22 protein-coding genes and 1 riboswitch are annotated in these 24,548 nt (G+C 35.9%); of the genes, 8 read left to right on the top strand and 14 right to left on the bottom strand.

Annotated features, from left to right (window positions below):
- The 8 genes from ACY2V1_RS01540 to mfd form a co-directional block, all read right to left on the bottom strand.
- Positions 1-577 (bottom strand): TRAP transporter large permease subunit (locus tag ACY2V1_RS01540; protein ID WP_461833031.1); only part of this gene is annotated, 577 nt, incomplete at its 3' end.
- Positions 577-1,065, bottom strand: coding sequence for a TRAP transporter small permease (locus ACY2V1_RS01535; RefSeq protein ID WP_461833030.1), 489 nt, complete (start codon positions 1,063-1,065; stop codon positions 577-579). The genes ACY2V1_RS01540 and ACY2V1_RS01535, both read right to left, overlap by 1 nt.
- Positions 1,066-1,070: 5 nt before the next feature.
- Positions 1,071-2,108, bottom strand: a complete 1,038-nt coding sequence (locus tag ACY2V1_RS01530; protein WP_461833029.1) for a TRAP transporter substrate-binding protein — start codon at positions 2,106-2,108, stop codon at positions 1,071-1,073.
- Positions 2,109-2,153: 45 nt separating this feature from the next.
- Positions 2,154-3,026, bottom strand: coding sequence for a glycine--tRNA ligase subunit alpha (locus ACY2V1_RS01525; protein WP_461833028.1), 873 nt, complete (start codon positions 3,024-3,026; stop codon positions 2,154-2,156).
- 21 nt (positions 3,027-3,047) lie between these two features.
- Positions 3,048-3,806 carry a DNA repair protein RecO gene (recO, locus tag ACY2V1_RS01520; RefSeq protein ID WP_461833027.1) on the bottom strand — a complete coding sequence of 253 codons (759 nt, stop codon included), beginning with the start codon at positions 3,804-3,806 and terminating at the stop codon, positions 3,048-3,050.
- Positions 3,799-4,716: a helix-turn-helix domain-containing protein gene (locus tag ACY2V1_RS01515; RefSeq protein ID WP_461833026.1), complete on the bottom strand. Its 918-nt coding sequence runs from the start codon at positions 4,714-4,716 to the stop codon at positions 3,799-3,801. Before ACY2V1_RS01515 ends, recO begins: the two co-directional genes overlap by 8 nt.
- Positions 4,717-4,770: 54 nt before the next feature.
- Complete coding sequence (locus ACY2V1_RS01510; RefSeq protein ID WP_461833025.1) at positions 4,771-5,646, bottom strand: SurA N-terminal domain-containing protein; 876 nt, start codon at positions 5,644-5,646, stop codon at positions 4,771-4,773.
- The gene (mfd, locus tag ACY2V1_RS01505; RefSeq protein ID WP_461833024.1) at positions 5,636-9,118 is read right to left on the bottom strand and encodes a transcription-repair coupling factor; all 3,483 of its coding nucleotides are present in this window, start codon (positions 9,116-9,118) and stop codon (positions 5,636-5,638) included. The genes ACY2V1_RS01510 and mfd overlap by 11 nt, the downstream gene beginning before the upstream one ends.
- 263 nt (positions 9,119-9,381) lie before the next feature.
- Here mfd and ACY2V1_RS01500 point away from each other — a divergent pair, with 263 nt between their 5' ends.
- The 4 genes from ACY2V1_RS01500 to ACY2V1_RS01485 are packed head-to-tail and all read left to right on the top strand — an operon-like array spanning position 9,382 to position 12,297.
- The gene (locus ACY2V1_RS01500; protein ID WP_461833023.1) at positions 9,382-9,558 is read left to right on the top strand and encodes a hypothetical protein; all 177 of its coding nucleotides are present in this window, start codon (positions 9,382-9,384) and stop codon (positions 9,556-9,558) included.
- 37 nt (positions 9,559-9,595) lie between these two features.
- The gene (locus tag ACY2V1_RS01495; protein ID WP_461833022.1) at positions 9,596-11,173 is read left to right on the top strand and encodes an AAA-like domain-containing protein; all 1,578 of its coding nucleotides are present in this window, start codon (positions 9,596-9,598) and stop codon (positions 11,171-11,173) included.
- A 27-nt stretch (positions 11,174-11,200) separates the two neighbouring features.
- Positions 11,201-11,584, top strand: coding sequence for a hypothetical protein (locus ACY2V1_RS01490; RefSeq protein ID WP_461833021.1), 384 nt, complete (start codon positions 11,201-11,203; stop codon positions 11,582-11,584).
- A gap of 11 nt (positions 11,585-11,595) precedes the next feature.
- Positions 11,596-12,297, top strand: a complete 702-nt coding sequence (locus tag ACY2V1_RS01485) for a PspA/IM30 family protein (RefSeq protein ID WP_461833020.1) — start codon at positions 11,596-11,598, stop codon at positions 12,295-12,297.
- Positions 12,298-12,334: 37 nt separating this feature from the next.
- Here the strand turns inward: ACY2V1_RS01485 and nifJ are convergent, their stop codons facing one another.
- Together nifJ and purN are read right to left on the bottom strand one after the other, a co-directional pair.
- Positions 12,335-15,847, bottom strand: coding sequence for a pyruvate:ferredoxin (flavodoxin) oxidoreductase (gene nifJ, locus ACY2V1_RS01480; RefSeq protein WP_461833019.1), 3,513 nt, complete (start codon positions 15,845-15,847; stop codon positions 12,335-12,337).
- 117 nt (positions 15,848-15,964) lie between these two features.
- Positions 15,965-16,648 carry a phosphoribosylglycinamide formyltransferase gene (purN, locus tag ACY2V1_RS01475; protein ID WP_461833018.1) on the bottom strand — a complete coding sequence of 228 codons (684 nt, stop codon included), beginning with the start codon at positions 16,646-16,648 and terminating at the stop codon, positions 15,965-15,967.
- A 259-nt stretch (positions 16,649-16,907) separates the two neighbouring features.
- Between purN and ACY2V1_RS01470 the strand changes: the two genes are divergently transcribed.
- From ACY2V1_RS01470 to ACY2V1_RS01460, 3 genes are all read left to right on the top strand, one after another.
- Entirely contained in the window at positions 16,908-18,119 is a 1,212-nt protein-coding gene (locus tag ACY2V1_RS01470) for an MFS transporter (RefSeq protein WP_461833017.1), read from the top strand.
- Positions 18,120-18,176: 57 nt separating this feature from the next.
- Positions 18,177-19,208, top strand: coding sequence for a potassium channel family protein (locus tag ACY2V1_RS01465; RefSeq protein ID WP_461833016.1), 1,032 nt, complete (start codon positions 18,177-18,179; stop codon positions 19,206-19,208).
- A gap of 95 nt (positions 19,209-19,303) precedes the next feature.
- Positions 19,304-20,569, top strand: coding sequence for a phenylacetate--CoA ligase family protein (locus ACY2V1_RS01460; RefSeq protein WP_461833015.1), 1,266 nt, complete (start codon positions 19,304-19,306; stop codon positions 20,567-20,569).
- Positions 20,570-20,684: 115 nt separating this feature from the next.
- On the opposite strand, the gene rnz is transcribed toward ACY2V1_RS01460, so the two are convergent.
- From rnz to ACY2V1_RS01445, 3 genes are all read right to left on the bottom strand, one after another.
- Positions 20,685-21,602 (bottom strand): ribonuclease Z, encoded by a 918-nt coding sequence (gene rnz, locus ACY2V1_RS01455; protein WP_461833014.1) that lies wholly within the window; start codon positions 21,600-21,602, stop codon positions 20,685-20,687.
- Positions 21,603-21,842 (bottom strand): KH domain-containing protein, encoded by a 240-nt coding sequence (locus tag ACY2V1_RS01450; RefSeq protein ID WP_461833013.1) that lies wholly within the window; start codon positions 21,840-21,842, stop codon positions 21,603-21,605.
- A 169-nt stretch (positions 21,843-22,011) separates the two neighbouring features.
- Positions 22,012-22,815, bottom strand: a complete 804-nt coding sequence (locus ACY2V1_RS01445) for a TatD family hydrolase (protein ID WP_461833012.1) — start codon at positions 22,813-22,815, stop codon at positions 22,012-22,014.
- 102 nt (positions 22,816-22,917) lie between these two features.
- A riboswitch (cobalamin riboswitch) is annotated at positions 22,918-23,162 on the top strand.
- A gap of 126 nt (positions 23,163-23,288) precedes the next feature.
- On the opposite strand from ACY2V1_RS01445, the gene ACY2V1_RS01440 reads away from it, so the two are divergent.
- Positions 23,289-24,263, top strand: coding sequence for a sirohydrochlorin cobaltochelatase (locus ACY2V1_RS01440; protein WP_461833011.1), 975 nt, complete (start codon positions 23,289-23,291; stop codon positions 24,261-24,263).
- 31 nt (positions 24,264-24,294) lie between these two features.
- Here the strand turns inward: ACY2V1_RS01440 and ACY2V1_RS01435 are convergent.
- Positions 24,295-24,548, bottom strand: a 254-nt coding sequence (locus ACY2V1_RS01435; protein ID WP_461833010.1) for an EAL domain-containing protein, incomplete at its 5' end; no start/stop codon positions are given.

Raw genomic sequence — 24,548 nt, 5'->3', positions numbered from 1 at the left:
TACAAAATAAGATAGTTATTAAAATTGCTGGCAAGATACCTGCTAAAAATAGTTTTCCTATGGATATTTGGGTTAAGATACCATATATAATGAACACAACAGATGGTGGCATAAGGATTCCAAGTCCAGAACCTGCAGCAACTGAGCCTGCTGAAATCTTGTTTCCATATCCGTATCGTTTCATCTCAGGTATGGCTATGGAGCCAATGGTGGCAGCAGTTGCGGTTGTTGATCCACAAACAGCCCCAAAGGCGGTACACGCAACTACTGTCCCCATGGCAAGCCCACCTCTTATCCCACCGGTGAGCTTATATGCCATTTCATATAATTTTCTACTTACACCTGCATAAAAGGCAATAAAGCCCATGAAAATAAACAGGGGTACAAGCGCAAGTCCATAAGAAGAAAATACCCCGTAAAGGTCTCTAGATAAGAGATTTAATGCTGCAGAAGGCGAAGTAAGTATGCTGTATCCTATAACTCCTACAGTGGCCAATGCATATGCAACGGGGACCTGAAGGAAAAAAAATATAAGTAAAACAATTATTCCCAATATACCCCAACTAACAAAGTCCATTATTTCTTCCTCACATACCTATCTATAAACTCTCCAATTTCACACAAGATTACCAAAAACAACACACCGCATCCTAGGGATATTCCATACAATAATATGTATTTTGGAATTTGGAGGGTAGAGGTGACCTCTCCAACCCCTTTTAAGTCTTTTGCGTATTTAAAGCATTGCACAGTTGCAGCCAAGAACAATGCTCCGCTAATTAATGACACAAATATATCATCGAATGTTTTGAAGGTCTGTCCCATCCTTCTGTATAATATGTCTATACCAATATGCGCCTTTTTTTTGTGGGCAATGGGAAGCACAAAGGCCATAGTGATAGATGCCAGGATACTTACAAGCTCTTCAACCCCCAAAATAGGATGACCAAAGAAGTTTCCAATAACATCTAAACAGGTTATAGACATTATAAATACAAGTAATATCCCGGCAATTATACGAAGAAATTGGGATATCCTATCTACTAAACCAGCAATCTTTTTCATTACATTTAATCCGTATATTTTGATTTAAATCTTCCTTCTCTGTAATCTTTTAATCTCTTTTCTAAATAATTAAGGACCTTATCACCAGGAAGTCCCTTTTTCTTGGTCATTTCAACATATGAATCAAATACAACCCTGACTTTTTTTGCCCATTTATCTGCCTCTTTTTCATCTATGCCAATGATGGTATTACCTTTAGATAAGGTGTATCTAATTCCTTCAAAATCGCTTTTGTCCCAGGCTCTTCCGTGTTTTTTTGCCCATTCAATGTCTATTTGATCAATAATATGTTGGTATTCTTTAGGAAGGGATTCCCATTTGTCCTTGTTCATTACCACAAAAAAACCAACAGAATATGCGATTTTATAATTAGCTATAGAATATTTTATAACCTCTGCCATTTTCCACCCTTTATTGGTTTCCATGGGATAGACTGCTCCTTCTACAACACCTTTTTGCAAGGCCTGATAAACTTCAGGCATTGGCATGGCAACTGGGGTGGCTCCAAGTGATTTTAATGTATCTGCAACCGAACCAGGACATCTTATCTTTAGCCCTTTTAGGTCCTCTAATTTGTGTACAGCCTTCTTCTTAAGATGAATAAAACCAGGGCCATGGGCATGTAGATACAAAACCTTTACTTGTGAGAGTTCTTTGGGCTTAAATTTTTCATAAACTTCATTGATGATAGCTGTTGCAAATTCTCCTGAAGGGTTGCCAAAAGGAAGGTTTATAAAGTCCATAAGGGGAAATCTTCCCCTGGTATATAGTAAACATGACATCCCAATATCGGACATTCCAGATATGACTCCATCGTAACATTGGGCTGCCTTGGTTAAGGTCTGACCTGGATAAAAATATATCTTTACGTTCCCATTGGTCCTTTTTTCAACCTCCTTGCACCATGCCTCAGCTAGTTTGCTCTGGATGTGAGTTGGTGGGAAAAAGCTGCTATAGGTAAAACGATATTTCTTTGCAAATAAACTCCCTGAACAGAGACAAAAAGTTGCACTCAAAAAAAATATAAAAATCTTCTTACCCATTTGAACACACTCCTTTTTTGTTCCTAAATATCATCTAAGAACATTTTATTTATTTAATAAAGGATACCCCATTTCTTCCCTTTGTTTTGCATACAATCTGGCCACATTTGATGCAAGATGTCTAACCCTGGCAATATATGCAGTCCTTTCAGTAATTGAAATAGCACCTCTTGCATCTAACAGATTAAATACATGGGAACACTTAAGGCAAAAGTCATACGCAGGCCATGGGAGATTTTCCTCACACAGCTTTTTACATTCTGCCTCAAACATATCAAAACATTGAAACAACATTTGAGTAGAAGAGTGTTCAAAATTGTATTTAGAATGTTCATACTCACCCTGGTGGTGGACATGGCCATAGGTTACCTTCTCATTCCACTCAAGGTCATACACTGACTCTTTTTCCTGCAAATACATAGATATCCTCTCAAGGCCATATGTGATTTCCAGACTCACTGGATTTAAGTCAATTCCTCCAATTTGTTGAAAATAAGTAAATTGGGTTATTTCCATTCCATCTAACCACACTTCCCATCCAAGTCCCCAGGCTCCAAGTGTAGGCGATTCCCAGTCATCCTCAACAAAACGTATATCGTGTTCCTTTGGATCAATCCCCAGGGCATAGAGACTTTCTAAATAGATATCTTGCGAATTTTCTGGAGCTGGTTTTAATATTACCTGATATTGGTAATAGTGTTGGAGTCTATTTGGATTTTCGCCGTATCTCCCATCTGTAGGTCGTCTAGAAGGTTGCACATACGCAGTGTTCCATGGCTCAGGACCAATGACCCTTAGCGCGGTTGCTGGATGAAATGTCCCTGCACCAACTTCAACATCATAGGGTTGGTGGATAACGCAGCCATACTCAGACCAAAACTTGTGTAGTCTCATTATCACTTCTTGAAAACGAAGCATAACAAACTCCCTTTATAAAATTTATAAGTGCACAAATTTACCCTTTTGCCAGATTATATTTAAATGTGTTTCAACAAACTTTTGAATTCCAAGGACTACAATATTTTCATTTGTTGTCAAACTTTCTTTATTCATTAAATCTCTAGGACCAGAATAAAAAACCTCTTTTAAAAACAGATATGCCCTCTTATTTAGGGCCAAATATCCATTTTTTTTCTCAGTACATTTAACACAAAAAGATTGTCCCTTAATTGGAGAAAAAAATATCTGTTGCTCACTTCTTAACAGTCTTCCACATCTGTTGCAACTCTCCAGTTGGGGCTTATATCCCAGCTCAGATGCTATTTGGGCTCTGAAAAAAATAGGTATATTTCTAGAAAAAATTAAATTACCTTTGTCCAGTTCTTTAAGTAGTTCCAAAAAAATTTTATAAATCCCCTTAGAATATGAATTTCCTATAACCACTGCCTCTATAAATTTCTGGCAATTAACAGCAATTCCATATGGTATCTTGTCTTTGTGGATATTTGGAAATCTGTCTATTAATATCCCCTCTTCAAGATAAAAATAGCCTCTGCGTAGTGGAGATTTCCATTTAAAAACCACATGTGAGAGCTCTTCAAAACACCCTGAAAATCTCCTCCTACTCTTACGACCACCAAAGGCAAAGGCAGTAACAACTCCATAAGATGGAGTTAAAAATTTTACAATAAAATCATTATCCCTGTAAGTCTTAACCTTAAGGACTATGGCGTGTTCAAAAAATTCCCTGTTAATCATGAAAAGGAAAATTTAAAGTCTTAACTTGTCCAGGCTTTCCCTTAATATCTACTTTTTTTCCATCTAAATAAATATCTATCACTCCTGCATTTCCAACCTTTAATTTAAGTTTGTCTTTAAACTTAAACAGAGTCATTCCCCCGTTTGAAAGCAGTCTCTCTTTAGTGGAGTTCTCATCCATCCATCCCTTAACCCAGCACTTATCCTTTGCACGTATCTCTACTGTATGATACTCATTTTTTGCAGCTTCTTTGTTTTCTTTCTTATTAATCTCTTTTGTTTCTGTAGTGTTATTTTGTTCTATATTAGTAACTTTAGTGGAATTCTTAGTTTGATTTTCTGATTCCATGGATATTTCTGCAGATTTTGTATTGTTTGATTGTGTATCTACATTTTTGTTGGTATTATTCTGAGAACTATTGGTCTGTTCTATAGATGATGCATTATCCTCTAAAAAACTATTCTCCAATATTGTGTTATGTGTATTATTTACAGCATTATTTTGTATTTTTCTTTCTTTGTCTGAATATATATTTGTATGTTTTTTAAAATAAATAAGACAAACAACAATAAATAAAACAAAAACTAAGATAAATATTCCAAGCCATTTTTTTGATTTTATTTCATCAACTTCTTTTAATGAATCGAATCTTTTCTGTCTTAGTGAATGAGTACCATAATGTGAATCAAAGACTTCTAAGAATTCTTTAGGATCTAATCCCAAAAATTCTGCATAGCTTTTTATAAAAGCCCTTGTATAAACAATATGGGGCAAGTTTTCAAAATCTCCTTTTTCCAATGCCTCAATATTCATAATGCTTATTTTGGTTTCTTTATAAATTTCCTCTTTTGAATAACCCTTTTTTTCCCTTTCTGTTTTTAAAATTAGACCTATATCTTTGAGGTCCATATTTGACTCCTGTGATTTGCTTAAATTAACAAATCTAGGTTAAATAGATATAAATTACATTCGAATCTCTATTACAGCTTTAGACCTTAGTTTAGATATATACTCTATATATCTTTTTTTTAATTTTTCAGCGTATATCTTATTTTTGATTTTTTGTATAGTTCTATCATCAGCTAAAGGATTCACTATTTTTATTCTCTTTACATAAACTCTAAAATACTTTGAATTTACTTCAAAAATAGGGGTTAGATGACCTTTTTTTACACCTTTTAACGCATCTTTCCAGTTTTGTTGAAGTCCATCAACATCCACTTCACCCAGGTCCATGGCTTTAACCCCTGGAGGTGCCTCAAATTTTTCTCCTGACACTACAATTTTTTTTAATAGTTCTTTATTGTTACTTTGAAAAAGTATTAAATTTGCAATTTTCTTTTGTTTTAATTTCATATTGTGTTCTTCAAAATATTTTTTTATATCTTCCTCAGTTACAACTACTTTGCTCCTTACCATATATGAGATTAATTTATTTATCTTAATATTATCTTCAATACTTTTTCTTATTTCTTCAATACTTAATCCTTGTTTTTTTAATTCTGTTTCAAATTCTTGTTCTGTGAGTTCACTTGATTTAATTATTTGTTCTAATTGATTATCAACTTCATATTTTGAAACTTTTATGCCCAGTTTATCTGCTTCTTCTTTAAAAAGGATTTTGTTTATCATGTCGGATAAAAATTGCTTTACTACCTCTTTGTTATTTAAGCTTATATTTAAGCCCTGAGATAGGCTTGCCTTTTTTATTTCTTTTTTTAAATCATAAAGGGTAATTACTTCTCCATTAACAATGGCTACTATTTTGTCCAAAATCTTTGCATTTGCACAAATTGCAAATGAGAAAAAGATAATAAATATTAAAATATTACGCAGCATATGCTAGCTCCTTTTTTAAAATTGTAGATACTTCATTATACCAGTATGTGAGTTCCTTGGAAAAATCTTCACCTGAAAGTTTAAGCTCTAATTTTTTCGGATTAATTAACCTGAGCTCTGATTTATGTTCTTCTATCCATTTAAGCATCTTTTCTGGTTCTATGTTTATTGAGTTTTTTTCCCATGAAATTATTATTTTATTTTTATATACATCTGCACGATCAGCCTTTAGTTTAATAAGGATTGATTTAAAGTTAAGTATTGATATTAAATTTTCTACTTCTATTGGAATCATTCCAAATCTATCCCTTAGCTCCTGTTTTACAAATTCAAAATCTTCCTTTTCCCTGCAAGACGATAAGATCTTGTAAAACTGAAGTCTTTCATCGCTTTCTTGAATATAATTTGATGGAATATTTGCCTCTACAAAGATATTTAATTGTGGATCAATAACTTCTTCCTCAACTTTTTCGCCCTTAAGTTTTTTGATTTCTTTTTCCAACATTTCAAGGTAAAGATCCAGGCCAACTTTTGCTATGTTTCCAGTTTGTGCCTCACCAAGGAGATTTCCAGCTCCCCGTAATTTTAGGTCTGCCATGGCAACCTTAAAACCCGCACCAAGATAATCCAACTCCAAAATAGTTTTGAGACGTTTTATAACTGGCTTTGATAGGTGTTTTATTGAGTCCACTACAAAATAGGCATAGGCCTGAACATTGGACCTACCAACCCTGCCTCGTAACTGGTAGAGCTGTCCAAGACCAAATAATTGAGGTGTATCTACAATTAAGGTATTTGCATTTGGAAAATCTAAACCAGCTTCAATTATGGCTGTACATACTAAAATTTGTATGTCTCCAAGCAAAAAGTTGTGCAATGTTTCTTCCAGTTTTTTTTCAGACATCTGACCATGGGCTATTTCTACAACTGCATCAGGCACTAGAGATTTAACAAATTCCTTAATCCTGGGTAGACCCTTTACCCTGTTGTATACCCAGAATACCTGTCCACCCCTATCCAACTCCCTTTGCAGAATTTGTTTTAACTCTATTTTATTCCTCTCAATTATAGAGGTCTTAACTGGCCTTCTATCTGCTGGTGGTGTTTCTATTACACTTAAATCCCTAATCCCTGTTAAAGAAAGTTGCAATGTCCTGGGGATTGGTGTTGCCGTCATGGTGAGGACATCTACTCTCTTTCTAAGTTGTTTTAGCTTTTCTTTTTGTCTTACCCCAAATCTCTGTTCCTCATCCAGTATAAAGAGGCCTAGTCGGGGAATTTCAACATCTGAAGATAATAGCCTGTGTGTGCCTATTATAATGTCTATTTCCCCCTTTTTTAGGGATTCAATTATTAGTTTTTGTTTGCTCTTGGACACAAATCTACTCAACATTGCTACATTGACACCAAATTCCTCCATCCTTGTCTTGAAATTCCGATAGTGCTGTTCTGCAAGAACTGTAGTTGGACACAATAAACATACTTGCCTTCCAGCACTTACGGCCCTATACGCTGCCCGCATGGCAATTTCTGTCTTTCCAAACCCCACATCTCCGCATATTAACCTGTCCATTGGCTCATCTTTTTCCATGTCCTTTAATACATCCAAAATGGCCTTTTCTTGATCAGGTGTCTCTTCAAATGGGAAAGTGGCTTCAAATTCTCTGTAATCTTCATCCACTGGGGGATATTTAAATCCCTTAATCACTTTCCTGTATGCATACATTTTTACAATATCTTGTGCAATGGTCTCAATTGCCTTTTTTACCTTCTCCCTGGTCTTTGCCCAACTAGTTGAGCCCAGCCTGTCTAGAGTTGGAACTACACCATCAGGCCCTTTGTATTTCTGGATAAGGTTTAATTTATCCACTGGGACGTAGAGTTTGTTGGAATCTGCATACATAAGTTCTAAGTAATCGTTTCCAATATCATTTACCTGAATGCGAGTGAGCCCAAGGAATTGGCCTATTCCATAGTCCCTGTGAACGAGAAAATCTCCTGGCTTGATCTCGTCTACATCTGATATTCCCTTAAATTTTTTTTGGATTTTTGCCGATGGAGCCTTTGATTTTGCTGGGAGAAAAATAGATTCAGATAAAAACATCACATGATTCCATTCAAGGGAAAGGCCAATTGAAAGAGGAGATATAGTTACAAATATACCCTTTTTATCTGGATGGAACTTTTCATAAATGTCAAATAAAGCAGTCTCATCTGCTGATTTCCTTTCATTGATTATATTAAAAAATTTATTTTTTGCTTTTTCGCTCCTAAAGGTGAGTACTACCTGATTTTTTGTTTTAGACCATTCTTTTAAGGCGGAAATTAATGTGGAAATAGGGCGTTTTTTGTCTTCAGGACGCCAAAAAAGGTCAGAAAATGAAAAGTATTTTTGTTCTGGTAATTGCAGGGTTGCTGTTTCTTTACTTGCAAGGGGATCAAATATCACCTTTTTTCCTTCAACCCAAAGGGATTTGGCCTGGGAAGCCGTATTAAAAGCCTTATCGTAGGGAATTCTCATCCCTTTATTTTGGTGTAGTTGCTCAAAAAAGTTTTTCCATATAGCTTCGCTATCATCTAATGTCCGCCTGAGCATCTCTGGCTCTACTAAAAAAAATATTGTATTTTCTGGTAGATAGTTAGTGAGTGATGTAGCTTCTTTATAAAACAAACCTGGAAGGATATTATTCTCTTCAAGACTAATTGAATCTTCAAAAACAGAAATGGCCTTTTTGCTGAGCAGTCCCGTCTTCCAAAGGTAGTGCCATATATCTTTGGCCTCTTTTATTAATTTATCGTCAGAAATAACTGGAGTGAGAGGTAAAAGAACTACATGGTCTAGTGCGTTTTTTGAGCGTTGTGACAGAGGATCAAATGTGCGTATCCCTTCAACCAGATCCCCAAAAAGTTCTATTCTCACTGGCTGTGAGTATCCTGGTGCATAGACATCTATTACATCTCCTCTTACAGAAAATTCTCCCAGGTTTGTGGTTAGTTTTGTTCTATTATAGCCAAATTGGGTAAGTATTTCTATAAGTTCATCATAAAGTATAGAATCACCAACAGAGATAAAGAAGTAATTGTCCTTGATAATTTCTGGTGGAGGCCAAAAAGGGAGGAGATTATCCGCAGTGCAAGCTATTATTTTAGGTGTTGGGCCTTCAACGAGTTTAAATAGAGCTGCCCATCTCTTTGCCCAATTTTTTTTATCCTGGGTATTTGGGTCAAACCTACCAAGTTCTATAAAACTTTCTTCCCAGAAGCTATTTTTTGTTTTTGGGCTAAAGATCTTTATAAGAGCAGAAAAGGTCTTTAGGTATGATTCATCTGGAAATATTACAACGACATCTTTTCCCTTTTTATAAAAAAGATTCGCCAGATAACACTGGCTCCCTACCCCTGACTTTGTAATAGTCAGATCTTTGTCTAAATTGTGTAAGATTATTTTCTTTATATTTGGTGGAAAAAACAAGGCAACTTCCTTGATCTCAAAGAGAAATTTAAAGAGTGAATCTTAATCTTTTCTACGTATAATATCAACAACTAAAAAATGGTGTTTTTGGGATTGATATAAACATATTGTGGACTTACTTTATAAAAAGAGTTGTAAAGATGAAATCCCTTGATATTTTCAAATCTGTCATTTACTTTTTCTAACTCAAGTGTATCAAACAACAAAAATAATTAGTCTAAATTGGTCATATGTCAAACACAGAGAAAAAAAGGTGTAGAAATATGGACAGGAAAAATCAAAAAGACCAGCCTCCAAAGTATACTTGTAGGGAATACAGAGAGGAGATGACCTTAATTGGCCTCAGAAAAATGCTTGAAAAAAAGGATTTAAAGCCTGAAGAAAAGGAGTATATAGAGAAGAAGATTCAAGAATTAGAGGAAAAAATGGGACTTTTATAACTTAAGGAAATGTTTAACAAAAAAAAGGGCACTCTTTATGAAATATTTCAATACAGCAGGGCCTGTTAGGTGTGATGAGCACTATTGTCTCCCACCCCTTGAGAGGCTGGAATTGGAAGAAGTATTGATGCTCATAGACCAAAAAAAATATTTTGTACTCCATGCACCAAGGCAAACAGGAAAGACCAGTTGTTTGCTTGCATTAATGGAGTATTTAAACAATCAGGGGAAATATAACTCTATTTATATTAATGTTGAGGTGGCCCAGGCAGCAAGGGAAAATGTGTATGAAGCAATGGATGCCATTTTATATGAGCTCAGTACAAAAATCGAAGATATAATTGGGGATGACTTTTTAGTAAAACAAAGAATGGATATTTTGAGATTTGGGCCCCATACAATCTTAAAAGAAGCCCTTAGAAAATATTGTATCCATAGTCAAAAACCAGTTGTCCTGATGATTGATGAAATAGATAGCTTAATAGGTGATACCCTTATAAGTGTTTTAAGGCAACTAAGAGCCGGGTATACTGACAGGCCAAAGACCTTTCCTCAGAGTATAATACTTTGTGGTGTTAGGGATGTAAGGGACTATCGCATACATTCAAGTCAACAAAAAGAGGTAATCACAGGTGGTAGTGCTTTTAACATTAAAGCAGAATCCCTTCACCTTGGGGATTTTAATAAGGGGGAGATAAGTATCCTCTATTCTCAACACACAGAGGAAACAGGCCAGGAATTTGAAGAGGGAGTGATTGATTATGTGTGGGAATTAACAGAAGGTCAGCCATGGCTTGTGAATGCCCTGGGCTATGTGGCCTGTTTTGAGATTAAACAGAGTAGAGATAGGTCCAAAAAAATCACAAAAGACATAATAGAAGAGGCAAAAGAAAGGATAATAATAGAGAGATACACCCATATTGACCAGCTTGCTGATAAGTTGAGGGAAGAGCGGGTTAAAAAGGTGATTGAGAGGATTCTAATAGGGGAAGAAGAGCCAGAGGATATCCCTGTTGATGACATTCTGTATGTAAGAGACTTAGGTCTTATAAAGACCCGTCCTAGTCTTAGGATATCCAATAAGATATATCAAGAGGTGATACCCAGGGAACTTACATTTTCCACCCAGCTTACCATAACTCAGGATGCTGCGTGGTATGTAAGGGAAGATGGCTTTCTTGACATGGATAAACTCATGCGTGCTTTTCAGGAGTTTTTCAGAGAACACAGTGAATCTTGGATTGAGAGATTTGACTACAAAGAGGCAGGTCCTCAGCTTCTTTTGCAGGCATTTTTACAGAGGATAGTAAATAGTGGAGGTAGAATATACAGAGAATATGGTCTTGGAAAAAGACGCACAGACCTATTAGTTGTATGGCCAACCAAAGATAATAATGTGCAAAAAATAGTGATAGAACTAAAGATATTACGTAAAAGTTTAGACAAGGTAGTAGCAGAAGGACTCAAGCAGACCAAAGACTACATGGACAAATGCAGTGCCCTTGAAGGGCATTTAGTTATTTTTGACAAAAGAGAGGGTATATCCTGGGATGAAAAGATATTTGAGATGGAAAAAACAGTGGATGGTAAAAAAATTAAGATATGGGGAATGTAGAAAAATTAAAAATATCAGGAGGAAATTATGGACTTTTTAAATGTCAAAGAGATGATAGCCGATATGGGACTGTCCATTGTAGATGAGGTCCCAGAAGAGGAATTAGTGGTAATTGAAGATGAGACAAGGGGAATTAAAGGTATGATTGTGGATTGTGAAGGGGAAATACTAATAATCGAGCAGCCAATTGGTAAATTTTCTGAAAAGCATTACAGATGGTTTTTAGAGCAGAGCAGGTTTTTACCCTTTGGCGCTTTTGTATTGGACAGTGAATCCAATACTATTTTGTTCAGAAATACCTTACGGTTGGATACATTAGATTTAGAGGAATTTGAATCAACAATTAATTCTCTGGAGATATTTTTTGCTGAACACGGTGATGCATTAATTAAGATATCCAAGGAAAATTAGGAGGGAAAAATATGGGAATACTTAGTCGTTTTTTTAAAATAGGACAAGCAGAGGCCCATCATTTGGTGGATAAATTAGAGGACCCAATAAAATTAACAGAACAAGGCATAAGGGACTTAAAAAAGAACCTTTCTGAAGCAACATCGGCCTTAGCAGAGGTAAAGGCATCAATGATTAGGTTCCAGAGAGAAGCTGAAAACGAGAAAAAGAGGGCTGCTCAGTATGTGAAAAAGGCCGAGATTTTACTCTCCAGGGCAGCAAAAGGAGAGATTGAGCAATCTGAGGCAGAGAAATTATCTGCTGAACTTTTAGACAAGGCAGAGAGATTTGATGCAAATGCAAAAAGGCTTGAGCAGGAAGCAGAAGCCCAGAGAAAAATGGCAGATAATTTAAATATAAAGGTACAACAGCTAAAATCTCAGATAGCCAAGTATGAAGCAGAATTAAAGGCTTTAAAGGCAAGGGCTGCAACTGCCAAGGCTGTTAAAAAGGTAAATAAGCAAATGGCAAAGGTAGATTCAAGTTCCACAATATCTATGTTGGAGAGGATGAAACAAAAGGTTGAAGAAGAAGAATCTTTGGCCCAGGCCTATGGAGATATTGCAGCTGAAGAAACATCATTAGAGGACAAAGTAGATAGTTTAATCAAGGAAGATAAGTCCTCCTCTTTACAAAAATTAGAAGAGCTCAAGAAAAAGGTCGGGCTTGCATAAAAAAAAGGGCCCAATTCAGGGCCCCATATAATATGCTTTAGCCTTCGGCCATTTTTTTAAACATCTCATATCTATTTTTAACCATCTCTTCCATTTCCTTCCAGTACTGTTCTGCAAGTTCTGGATGGGTGCGTTTTAGGAGTTGATATCTGTTTTCGCCCTCAAGGAATTCTTTTAAGGATCCATCTGGCTCCTTAGAATCCAGGATAAATGGATTTTTCCCTTCCATTGCAAGCATTGGATTATACCTATAAAGTGGCCAGTACCCTGATTGCACTGCCAGTTTTTCTTCTTCCTGGGATTTGCCCATGCCTTTAAATATACCATGGTTAATACATGGGGCATAGCATAAAATTAGTGACGGACCATTATAGGCTTCTGCCTCGGATAATGCCTTTAATAACTGGTTTTTATTGGCACCCATGGATACAGATGCAACATATACATAGCCATAGGTCATGGCCATTCTTCCAAGGTCCTTCTTTGGTGTGGTCTTTCCTGCAGCTGCGAATTTAGCAATGGATCCAAGTGGGGTGGCCTTAGATGATTGTCCACCAGTATTTGAATATACTTCTGTATCTAATACTAAGATATTTATGTCTTCACCTGAGGCAATTACGTGATCCACACCACCATATCCTATGTCATATGCCCAACCATCACCACCAAATATCCAGAAGGACTTTTTCACAAGCAAATCTTCCATATCCCATATTTGATTTAATATGGGATGTTCCATCTGCATGGGAAGTTCTTCTTTGATCTTTTCTGCATATTCCCTGGATTTTTCTGCATCATCTTTATTATCAAGCCACCCAATAAAGGCCTCTTTGAGCTCAGGGGAAATATTTAAATTTAATGCTTCTTTGATTAATTCAGCTAGCTTTTCCCTCCTTTGTTTTACACCAAGGAGCATTCCAAACCCATATTCAGCTGCATCTTCAAATAAAGAATTGCCCCATGTTGGACCGTGTCCATTTTTATTTGTGCAGTAAGGAATAGATGGTGCAGTGCCACCCCAGATAGAGCTACAACCTGTTGCATTGGCAATGTACATCCTGTCTCCAAAGAGCTGTGTGATGAGTTTTACATAGGGTGTTTCTCCACAACCAGCACATGCCCCTGAGAACTCCAAAAGTGGCTGTTGAAATTGAGAACCCTTTACACTTGTCTTGGGCATTAAGTAGTCTTTGGGCTCTAAAGATACTGCAAATTCCCAATTGGGAGCTTCTCTGTCTTTTTGAGTGAATATTGGCTTCATTACCAGGGCCTTTTCCTTTGCTGGACATACTTCTACACAACTTCCACAGCCTGTACAGTCAAGTGGGCTTACCTGTATGCGGAAATGATATCCTTTGAGTTCTTTACCCTTGGCTTCAATAGTCACGAAGTTTTCTGGGGCGTTTTGTTTTTCCTCATCTGTTAGAAGGAATGGACGAATAGCTGCATGTGGGCATACAAATGAGCATTGATTACACTGGATACAATTTTCAGGGATCCACTCTGGGACATTTATTGCAACACCCCTTTTTTCATATTTGGATGTTCCCACTGGAAATACACCATCAGGTGAAAATTTGCTAACAGGGAGACTGTCCCCTTTTAAGGCAGCAATTGGCCTTAATACCTCTTTAATAAATTCTGGTTCATCCTTCTCTTCTACAGCTTCATCTAGTAGTTCTGCCCATGATTCTGGATACTTGATTTCAACTATTTTATCTATGGCCTTGTCCACTGCCTCTATATTCATATTTACAATTTTTTCACCTTTTTTGCCATAGGTTTTTTTAATAGAATCTTTCAAAAGAGAGATGGCTTCATCAATTGGAAGCACGTTCGAGAGCTTGAAAAATGCTGTTTGCATAATCATATTTATACGATTACCTAAGCCCACTTCATTGGCAATTTCAACAGCATCTATATTGTAGAACTTTATCTTTTTCTGGGCGATTGTTCTCTTAAGGGAATTTGGAAGGTTTTTCTCCATCTCTTCAACACTGTTCCATGGGGAATTTAAAAGAAATGTCCCTCCTTCTTTTATTCCTTCCAATACATCGTAAAGATACACATATGATGGTTGGTGACATGCAATATAATCTGCGTTTGTTATTAAGTAAGTGGATTTTATTGGTTCTTTTCCAAATCTCAAATGAGAAACTGTATAACCACCAGATTTTTTTGCATCATAAGCAAAATATCCTTGTGCATATAGTGGGGTATTATCTCCAATAATTTTGATTGCACTCTTATTAGCGCCAACGGTTCCGTCAGAGCCAAGTCCCCAGAATTTACACTGTACAGTTCCAGGAGGGGTGGTGTCTTCTATCTCTTCCTCGTAGTCTAGGGACAGCCTAGTGACGTCGTCCTCAATACCTACTGTGAAGTGATTTTTAGGACCTGCCTTTTTCATATTGTCAAAAACTGCCTTGGCCATTGCAGGTGTAAAATCCTTGGAACCTAAACCATATCTTCCACCAAGGATAAGGGGCATCTCGCCTTTCTCCATAAATAGTGTGCATACATCCTCATATAAGGGCTCTCCAAGGGAACCAGGTTCTTTGGTCCTATCAAGAACAGTGATTGTCTCAACGCTATTTGGCAGGGCTCTTAGAAAGGCATCTTTTACAAAAGGCCTATATAACCTAACTTTAACAAGGCCAACCCTTTCGCCTTTGTCTATCAAATGACTTACAACCTCTTCTAAGGTTTCACACGCAGAACCCATTGCCACAACAACTCTATCTGCTTCTTCATGGCCAACATAGTCAAAGAGATTGTATTTTCTGCCAGTTAGGGCAGAGACCTTTTTCATATTTTCCTCAACTATCCCAGGAAGTTCATTGTAAAATAGATTGCATGCTTCTCTATTCTGGAAAAAGATATCGGGATTTTGGCTGGTGCCTCTTAAGTGGGGATGCTCAGGATTCATTGCCCTTGCCCTGAAATCCTCGATAGCTTCGTAATTTACAATAGATGCTATATCTTCATAATCAATTACGTGTACTTTCTGGATTTCATGGGATGTCCTGAACCCATCAAAAAAGTGTAGAAACGGAATGCTTGAATCAATTGCTGCCAGATGGGCTACCAGACCAAGGTCCATGACTTCCTGAACAGATGACGAACAAAGGAGCCCAAACCCCGTTTGTCTAACTGCCATTACATCTGAATGGTCACCAAAGATTGAGAGGGCATGTGTGGCTATAGATCTTGCTGTGACATGAAATACACCTGGAAGGAGCTCACCAGCTATTTTATACATGTTTGGAATCATTAAGAGAAGTCCCTGGGATGCAGTAAATGTAGATGTTAATGCACCTGTGACCAATGAGCCGTGAACAGCCCCGGCTGCACCTGCTTCTGATTGCATTTCTCTAATAAGAACCTTTTGCCCAAAGATGTTCTTTCTGCCCTGGGCAGCCCATTCATCACATATCTCGCCAATAGGCGATGATGGTGTAATTGGATAAATTGCCGCAACATCAGAGAGTGCGTAGGCAATATGGGCTGCTGCAGTATTACCATCAATAGTTTGCATTTTTTTTGTCATAATAAACTCCTTCACTCCATTTTTTATTTTAATTGTTGGGAACTGTAACGGTATTTACAATCATGGTCAATATCAAAATTGAAAATTGTCAGGTTAATAAATATGGAATATGGAATTTCAAAACCCTTCTTCAAGGGGGGGGTTAATAATACAGGGATGTAAATCTGATATGTCTGCAAAATTGTTGTCTTTTTTATTCTTTATATAGGTTTTGTTTCCATTAATTTGAATTCTACCCTCAACGAGCCATGAAATTGCCTGAGGAAATATCCTGTGTTCTATTTTTAATATCCTGTTTGCCAGATCTTCTCGAGTGTCGTTTTCATTTACGATTGTTGCTCCCTGGATAATAATAGGACCGTGATCTACTTTTTCATCCACAAAGTGGACTGTTGCCCCTGACAATTTTACTCCATATTCCACTGCCTGCTTTTGGGCATCTACGCCTTTAAAACTGGGCAGGATTGCAGGATGGATATTTAAAATCTTGTTTGGATACTGGGATATGAAATAATCTGTTATAATCCTCATATATCCAGCTAAAATCACAATATCCACCCCATAATCTTGCAATATCTCAATTAATTTTGCTTCATGGTCTTTTCTTGATTTATATTTTCTGTGATCTACAAAATAAGTGGGAATATCCTCTTTTTTTGCCCTTATCAGACCATAGGCATTCTCAACATTAGAAATCACTACTCCAATGTCCGCTTTTAAACTTCCCCTTTTAATTGAATTAATAATTGATTGTAAATTTGTGCCGCTGCCAGATATAAGTATTCCAAGTTTTGTAGTCACACAAAACTCCTTGTAATAGTTAATGAATGATGACTAAAAAGAATTTGCTATTGACTCCTTAAGATTTCAAACCTATCAATAATCCAAGTTTAACATTTTTGGCAAAATCAAATGAAAATTAATTGGTGGTTGCTTAAAAAGCAAATATTTTCTAGTAAAAAAAATAATATCTTGTCAAATCTTCTAAATTTGAGAATGGCTTATCACCAAATTTAATAAAGTTAGTTGCTCCATTAAAATTAAAAAAATAGGACAACAAATGGATAAAAATGAGAGAAATACATTAATAAATATGAATTTTGCTCACTTTTTAAGCCATTTTAATATGCTGGTTTTTCCAGCCCTGGTTTTACCCATGTCCGGTTATCTTAAAATGGAGATAAAGGATGTATTGCCCCTGTCTTTTTATATGTATCTTTTATTTGGTTTAAGCGCCTTTCCTTGGGGAGTTATAGGTGATAGAATAGAGGCAAAGAAACTTATGTATTTTTTTTATTTAGGAACTGGTACGTGTGCCATTATGGCCAGTATTTTTCTGAAAAATCCATTATTATTTTCTCTGTTTTTAGGTGGAGTAGGGCTTTTTTCAGGTATATATCACCCAATTGGTCTTGGCATTATCTCAAAAAGTATATCCAGGATGAGCCTTGCCCTTGGAATAAATGGGATGTTTGGAAACATTGGACTTGCATCTGCTCCAATTTTGGCAGGACTAGTGAATTATTTTTACGGTGTTAGAGCTAGTTTTTTTGCAGTTGGTGTTGTAAATTTAATGGCTTTTTGTGTTATGTTTTTTTTGCCTTTTAAGGAGATGGAGGCAGGTGTTAAGGAAGATTTAAATAAAAATAACAACGATTCCATGTTATATCCTTTTATAATTCTATGCATATGTATGATGACTGCGGGCGTCATATATAGGGGAATTACTTTAATCTTACCTACCTATTTTGAACTGAAGAATCATTATCTATTGTATATTTTAAATAGACTCAATTTCCCTTTTTTGACTTCAAATGTAGTAGCCACATTGAGTACATCAATAGTATTTTTATTTGGAATGATAGGACAACTAATAGGGGGAATATTTGCTGAAAGATATGATCCTAAATATGGATATTTATTGTTTCATACAATTTTGATATTTCTTTCTATTTTAATGGCTCATTTTAGTAATATTCCTTTGATTGTAGTATCTATCCTATATTTTTTATTTTTACTTGGAAATCAACCTATGGAAAATACACTTGTAGCTCGTTTTACTCCAAGAAAAATGAGGCATAAAGGCTATGGAACAAAATTTATTTTAACTTTTGGAGTTGGATCTTTATCAGTCTATATTGTAAAATATATAAAACAATTCTATTCTCTACATTTTGTTTTTTATTTCTTTTCAGCCTGTTCTGTATTTTTGGTAATATTAATATCGTATCTAATAAAGGTAACAAATGCTAGGGAAAAGAATAGGTCATAAGGTTTTAGGATAGGTTGAGCAATTGCGTATTAAGATAGAGTAAAGATTAAAGAACATATGCCTAGTGTATTATTTATTATCAAAAGATTTTTTGAATACACAGTAAGAGAAAAGCTCCATCGTTTATTCCTATTGGTATTAGCAGTGATTTTTTTAGGGAGCTTTGCTTTTGCATATGTAGAAAAAAACATGAGTATTATGGGTGCCCTATGGTGGGCTGTGGTTACAGTTACTACAGTTGGTTATGGAGATATAACCCCATCTACCTTGAGTGGCAAAATTATAGGTGTTGTTATAATGTTTTTTGGAATAGGCTTAACAGGAATTCTTACTGCAAGTTTAGCTGGTTTTTTTATTGAGGAGAGAGAGATGAAGAAAAAAGGTTTAAGGTCTGTAGACGAAGCCAAACATTTTATTATATGTGGATGGAATGAGCGGGGAGAGGAAATTTATGAAGAACTCAGAGCAGATTTAAAGACTCAAAATAAACCAATAGTTTTAATAGCTGATATTGATGAATCTCCGAAACCAGAGGATAATTTATTTTATTTTGTGAAAGGAGAGCCAAACAAAGAGACCTTAAAAAAGGCCAATTGTGAGCAGGCAGATAGTGTGATTGTACTTTTGGATGATAGATTGGATTCATATTCTCAGGATGCCAAGGCTATTTTGACTACGTTGACTATAAAGTCATTGTATCCAGAAAGCTATGTTTGTGTTGAGTTAAAAGATAGTAAAAATTTGGAACACTTAAAAAATGCAAAGGCAGATGAAATTATAATAGGAGGAGAGATTAGTGCTAAGTTGTTGGTTCAGGCGGCACTGGATCACGGAGTAACTGAAATTGTGAGTGAACTTCTTTCAAATAGATATGGCAATGAATTTTATTTAATGAAGGTTCCTTCCAATTTTATTGGAAAGAATTTTTTAGATGTGCTTATATCTCTGAAAAAAGAATATAACATTCTCTGCTTGGGAGTTTATGATAGCTCAAAGAGCACATATCTTGCCAATCCTTCCCCTGATTTGGTCTTAAAAGAAAAAGATAAGTTGGTTGTTATTGCCAGTGGGCGCCCGAGATTTGAATAGTTTCAAATGGACAAGTAATTATCTTGACATACTCATGAGGAGTCCTTAACACTTATATTTTACCAAATCAATAAAGAGTTGGAGGTATGTCTTGTATGACCAGAAAAGACAGGACAGAAGGGATATACAGTCGTCTTGAAGTGTTGGATGAGTCTGAGAGAAAACAGTTTTATCGTATCCATTTAAAAGAGCTTTTACAATATGCATATAGGTATTCAGAAGAAGTAAAAAAACGCTTTGACAGGGCACAATTTGATGTAAATAAGTTCAAGGACCTTTCTGACATCAAACACATTCCAATTTTAAAGAAAAAAGAGCTTATATTTCTCCAATCAATGGGTCCTCGCTTAGGTGGGCTTTTAACAAAGGACCTGGGTAAGATGAGACGCATATTTATGTCTCCAGGTCCAATATTTGACCCCGAGGACAGAAAACCAGATTATTGGGGATGGACAGAAGGCTTTTATGCCGCTGGTTTTAGGACAGGCGATATTGTGCAGAATTGTTTTAATTATAATTTAAATCCAGCAGGTCTGATGTTTGAAGAACCCCTTAGAAATTTAGAATGTGCTGTTATTCCTGCGGGTCCTGGCAATACGAATACCCAGTTGGAAATCATGAGAAAATTAAAGGTCACAGGATATGTTGGAACCGCCAGCTATCTCTCTCATATTGCTCAAAAAGCTGAAGATATGGGACTTAATTTAAGAAAAGACCTTTCTTTAGAAGTGGCATTTGTAACTGCAGAAAAGTTGTCTGAGAAGGTGAGAAACACCCTAGAAAAGAAATTCGATCTAATAATGAGAGAAGGCTATGGAACTGCTGATGTGGGTTGTATTGGATATGAGTGCTATCATAAAAATGGTCTCCATATATCATCAAAGGTTTATGTGGAAATATGCCATCCTGATACAGGGATTCCATTAAAAGACGGCGAAGTTGGAGAGGTTGTAGTAACTGGTCTTAATAAGACATATCCTTTGATCAGACTTGCCACAGGAGATTTGTCATATATTGACCGAGGACCATGTCCTTGTGGTAGGACATCTCCAAGACTTGGTGGTATAATTGGACGTGTGGATACTACAGCAAGAATTAAAGGTCTGTTTGTATATCCACATCAGATTGAACAGGTGATTACCAGGTTTGATGAGATAAAGAGGTGGCAGCTAGAGGTCACAAATGAAGGTGGAATAGACGAGGTTACCCTGTATGTTGAAGCAACAGAATTCAAGAGAAAGGACGAACTCTTACATACTTTTAGGGAAAAAATTAAGATTAGACCAAACTTAAAGATAGTCCCACCTGGGACCTTGCCTCCAGAAATCAAACCAATAGTAGATAAGAGAAGATGGGAATAAAATTAAGTTAGTGCTAAATATAGTGTTAAAGGGTTGAGGGTTTATGGGTTAAGGGTTTTGGGGTTAATGTGTTAAAGAGTTGAACCCAACAAACCCACAAACCCAATAAACCCGATTAAACACTTCTTTTTATAATTTCAAACTTCACTTCCATACCGTCTATTGCTGCAATGGTATTTTTAAAAATGTTTTTAGCTTCTTGTTCAAATACTTCTGGGATGTTATATCTTTGTGAAAAATGGGTTAGGATTAACTTTTTTGCCTTGCTTTTTTTTGCAATTTCAGCTGCCTGCCTTGCTGTTAAGTGTTTGTAACTTTCAGCTAATTTTATTTCTGTTGAAAGGTAGGTTGATTCACAGACCAAGATATCTGCACTATCTGCGATTTTATAGGCTGAATCGCAGATCCGTGTATCCATAACATACGAAAAAATTTGTGTTTTTTTGGGGACTGCAACTTGTTGTAAAAAGATCCTTTGTCCTTTAAATTCAATCATTCCTCTATCTTTAAGCTCGCCAATGGCCTCTTTGGGTAGGTCTTTAGGGAGTTTTGAGGGGATAATATTCCATTTTGGAGGATCAGATATTCTAAAGCCAAAACAATCTATTCCATGGTCTAATTTATAAGCATGTATTAATACATCACCTGAAACAGTTATTTTCCCATCATTATCAATTGGGCAAAATATTAACTCCAGGTTGTTGTGAAATACTGCAGCATTGATTAAATTTTTTACAAAAACTTCCCCTTGTTTTGGATAGATAATTTCTACTGGATGTTTTATTTGATTTAGTGAGAGCCTTTGGATTATGCCTGGTAGTCCAAGACAGTGGTCTCCATGGAAATGGGAAATAAAGATTTTTTTTATTCTATTTATTGGGACTTTAAATCTAATTAATTGTCTTTGGGTCCCTTCGCCTGGGTCAAACAAAAAGTCCTCATTTTCCCACCGTAAAAAAAGTCCCACGTGGTTTCTAAAGGTGGTGGGGACCTGAGATGCTGTCCCCAACACCACGATTTTTTTTTGTCCCATTTAATCCTGGTCCACAACTATGAGTTGATATTCTTTTTTGTGTTTTTTAGAGGCAGCAGCAAGGAGGATCCTAAGTGCCTCTATCATTTTTCCCCTTTTTCCTATCACCTTACCCATGTCCTCTTTGGCCACTTTTAACTCTAGAAGAGGCATTCGTACATTTTCTAAATTTTCTTCTACAACTACCTCTTCTGGCCTATCCACAATTTCCTTTACAAGCTTTTCAACAAATTCTTTCATCACTCTCCACTCTCTTGTTAAAGGTGAAACAAAAAAGAGCCAAAACCACCAAATAATATTTATTCTTATACGTTAAGCCATATTTTTTCAAGATTGGAAGTTCAATTTTTTTTGTTTCACAATTCTCTGACACATTTTCAATAAGCTTTAGTTCAATATTATTGAACCGTTAAGATAAGTGTTCTTCTAAATTATAAAATGAGATTATGTTATGTTTTAATAATTTTGCTTTTTCCTCTGATCTAAGATATTTCCCAGTAACAAAATCTATGTATGGTCTGGATATAATTTTTCCACTATCACTATTTAGCATTACTTTATTTATATCATATAAATTATTATTAACCAGTTTTTCTACATCATCTTTTGTAGATTTTCCTTCTTGTAAGGTAATCCCTATTTGGACATTGATTTTTTTTACTAGCTCAATTGTATTTAATTCAACATGATCAATTACTATCTGTTTATGAAGGGATTTGTAATTATTTAAAATATCTAATATCTTTTGGGTTATTTTGTATTTATTTTTTCTAGGAGTATGGATACCAATTCTCTTGTTTTCTGGCAAATAATTTATACACCAATTAAGTTGCTCAATAAATATTTTTTCTTGAATTTCATCCTCTCCATCCAATCCTATTTCACCAATCCCAAGACACTTAGGATTTTTCATATGGGTTTCTAAGGCCCTTTTTAACTCTGTAGTAAGTTTTTTGGTGTTTTTTAGCTCTTGGCAAATGGTCCTTGGATGAATTCCTATCTTGTAAAAAAAGGGTGAATTTTTCTCTGATAATTCCTCAGCTATATTCTTTAAATAATTCCAGTAAATGGTATAATCTGAAGCGTTATGTATGTTTTCATTATATGACCAGATTATTCCTCCTATGCTGTTGTCTCGATATCTGGCAGGGAAATCCCTATTTTGTTTTAATAAGATATCGCCATGCATGTGGGAGTCAATTGCAACTATCATATTTGCCCTCCATTTTTTAGTTCAGGAAATTTTAAAATCCAATTGATAAAATTGTCAAATTAATAAAACATCGAGTTAATTATTGACTATTTTAAAATTAAAACCTAAAAAAGTGTGTGTGGTGCCTAAAAGGGCTTAAAAGGGAAGCCAGTGGAAATCTGGCACGGTCCCGGCCGCTGTGACAGGGGACGAAAGCTGCAAAATACCACTACCTAGCACCAAAGATAGGTGTGCGGTGGGAAGGTGCAGTTCGCCTTTATATAGGCGAGTCCTGTTGAATATTTTTTTCAACAGGGCAAGTAGGATGATCCTGGAGTCAGAAGACCTGCCACACAGAATAGATGCCTGAATGCTGGGGACAAATCAGGCATTAAGAAGGGTGAAGAAAACGCGGGTGCAACCCTTTAACTGGTATTTTTATCCAGTTAAAGGGTTTTTTTATTTTTAATTTTATTTTAAAAGGAGGTTTTGTTATGCGGTTTCTAAAAATTTTTTTAGCATGTATGATTTTATCCACATTAATTTTGGGTAGAGGATTTGCTATGGAACATCAGAAATCAAAAATTGGGATTGTTGTGGCGGCCTTTGGTACTACCTATCCAAAGGCATTAAAATCACTGCTCAATGTTAGAGATGCAATTAAAAGGGAGTTTCCATCTGCAAAAGTAAAAATGGCCTTTACTTCAAATATTATTAGAAAAATTTGGCACAAAAGACAAGATGATCCAAAATGGATAAATAGAAAAGATATACCAAAGGATATCTTTTATGTAAAAGGCCCACTTGCAACTATTGCTGACTTGCAAGATGAAGGATACAGGACAATTATTGTACAACCAACCCATTTTTATGCAGGTGAAGAATTCATAGATTTATGCTCCTATGTAAATGGTTTAAATACAATAAAGACCATTAAAAAGAAGTATATGCCCTTTGAAAAACTTGTAGTTGGACGTCCATTGACAGGTAGGTGGGGGCCAGAACACGATTATATAGAGGATATGGAAAAAACAGCCAAGGCCCTAAAAAAAGACGTAGAATATGCAAAGAAAAAACATGCAGCCCTGGTATATATGGGACATGGAAATGAATATTTTTCAACTGGTATCTATGCCCAGCTTCAAAACAAAATGAGACATATGTATAAAGGTGTGAAGATCTTTATAGGAACAGTTGAGGGATTCCCATCCTTAGATGATGTTGTCTCTGCTCTTGTGCACTCAAAGGTCAAAAGAGTTGTGTTAAAACCCCTTATGATGGTTGCTGGAGACCACGCCAACAACGACATGGCAGGTCCTGATAAGGATTCCTGGAAGTCTGTTATAAAGTCAAAGGGAATTAGGGTTTATCCAATAATAGAAGGGCTTGGTGAAAATCCTGAGATAGTAAAAATATTTGTGGAGCACGTGAAAGATGCGGCAAAGGACAATGGAATCCAACTAGATTAAAAGTTTGAAGGGGGAGATTAATATCTCCCCTTTATTTAAAATGTTTCTCTTTTGTTAAAAAATGTTCTGGTATTTTTGGTTTTGATAAATAATATCCTTGTCCATAGTCAAATCCTATCTTATTAATTAATCTCAGTTTGCTTGGAGAGTCAATCCCTTCTCCTATAATGGCAATGTTTCTAAAAAGGGACAACTCAGAAATTGATTTTAATAGGTAACCTGTTATAGGCTCATTAATTGTTTTATCTATTAACTCTTTGTCAATTTTTAAGAAATCCACATGTA

Source organism: Desulfothermus sp. (assembly GCF_053993635.1).
This window is presented reverse-complemented; position numbering and strand designations above follow the sequence as displayed.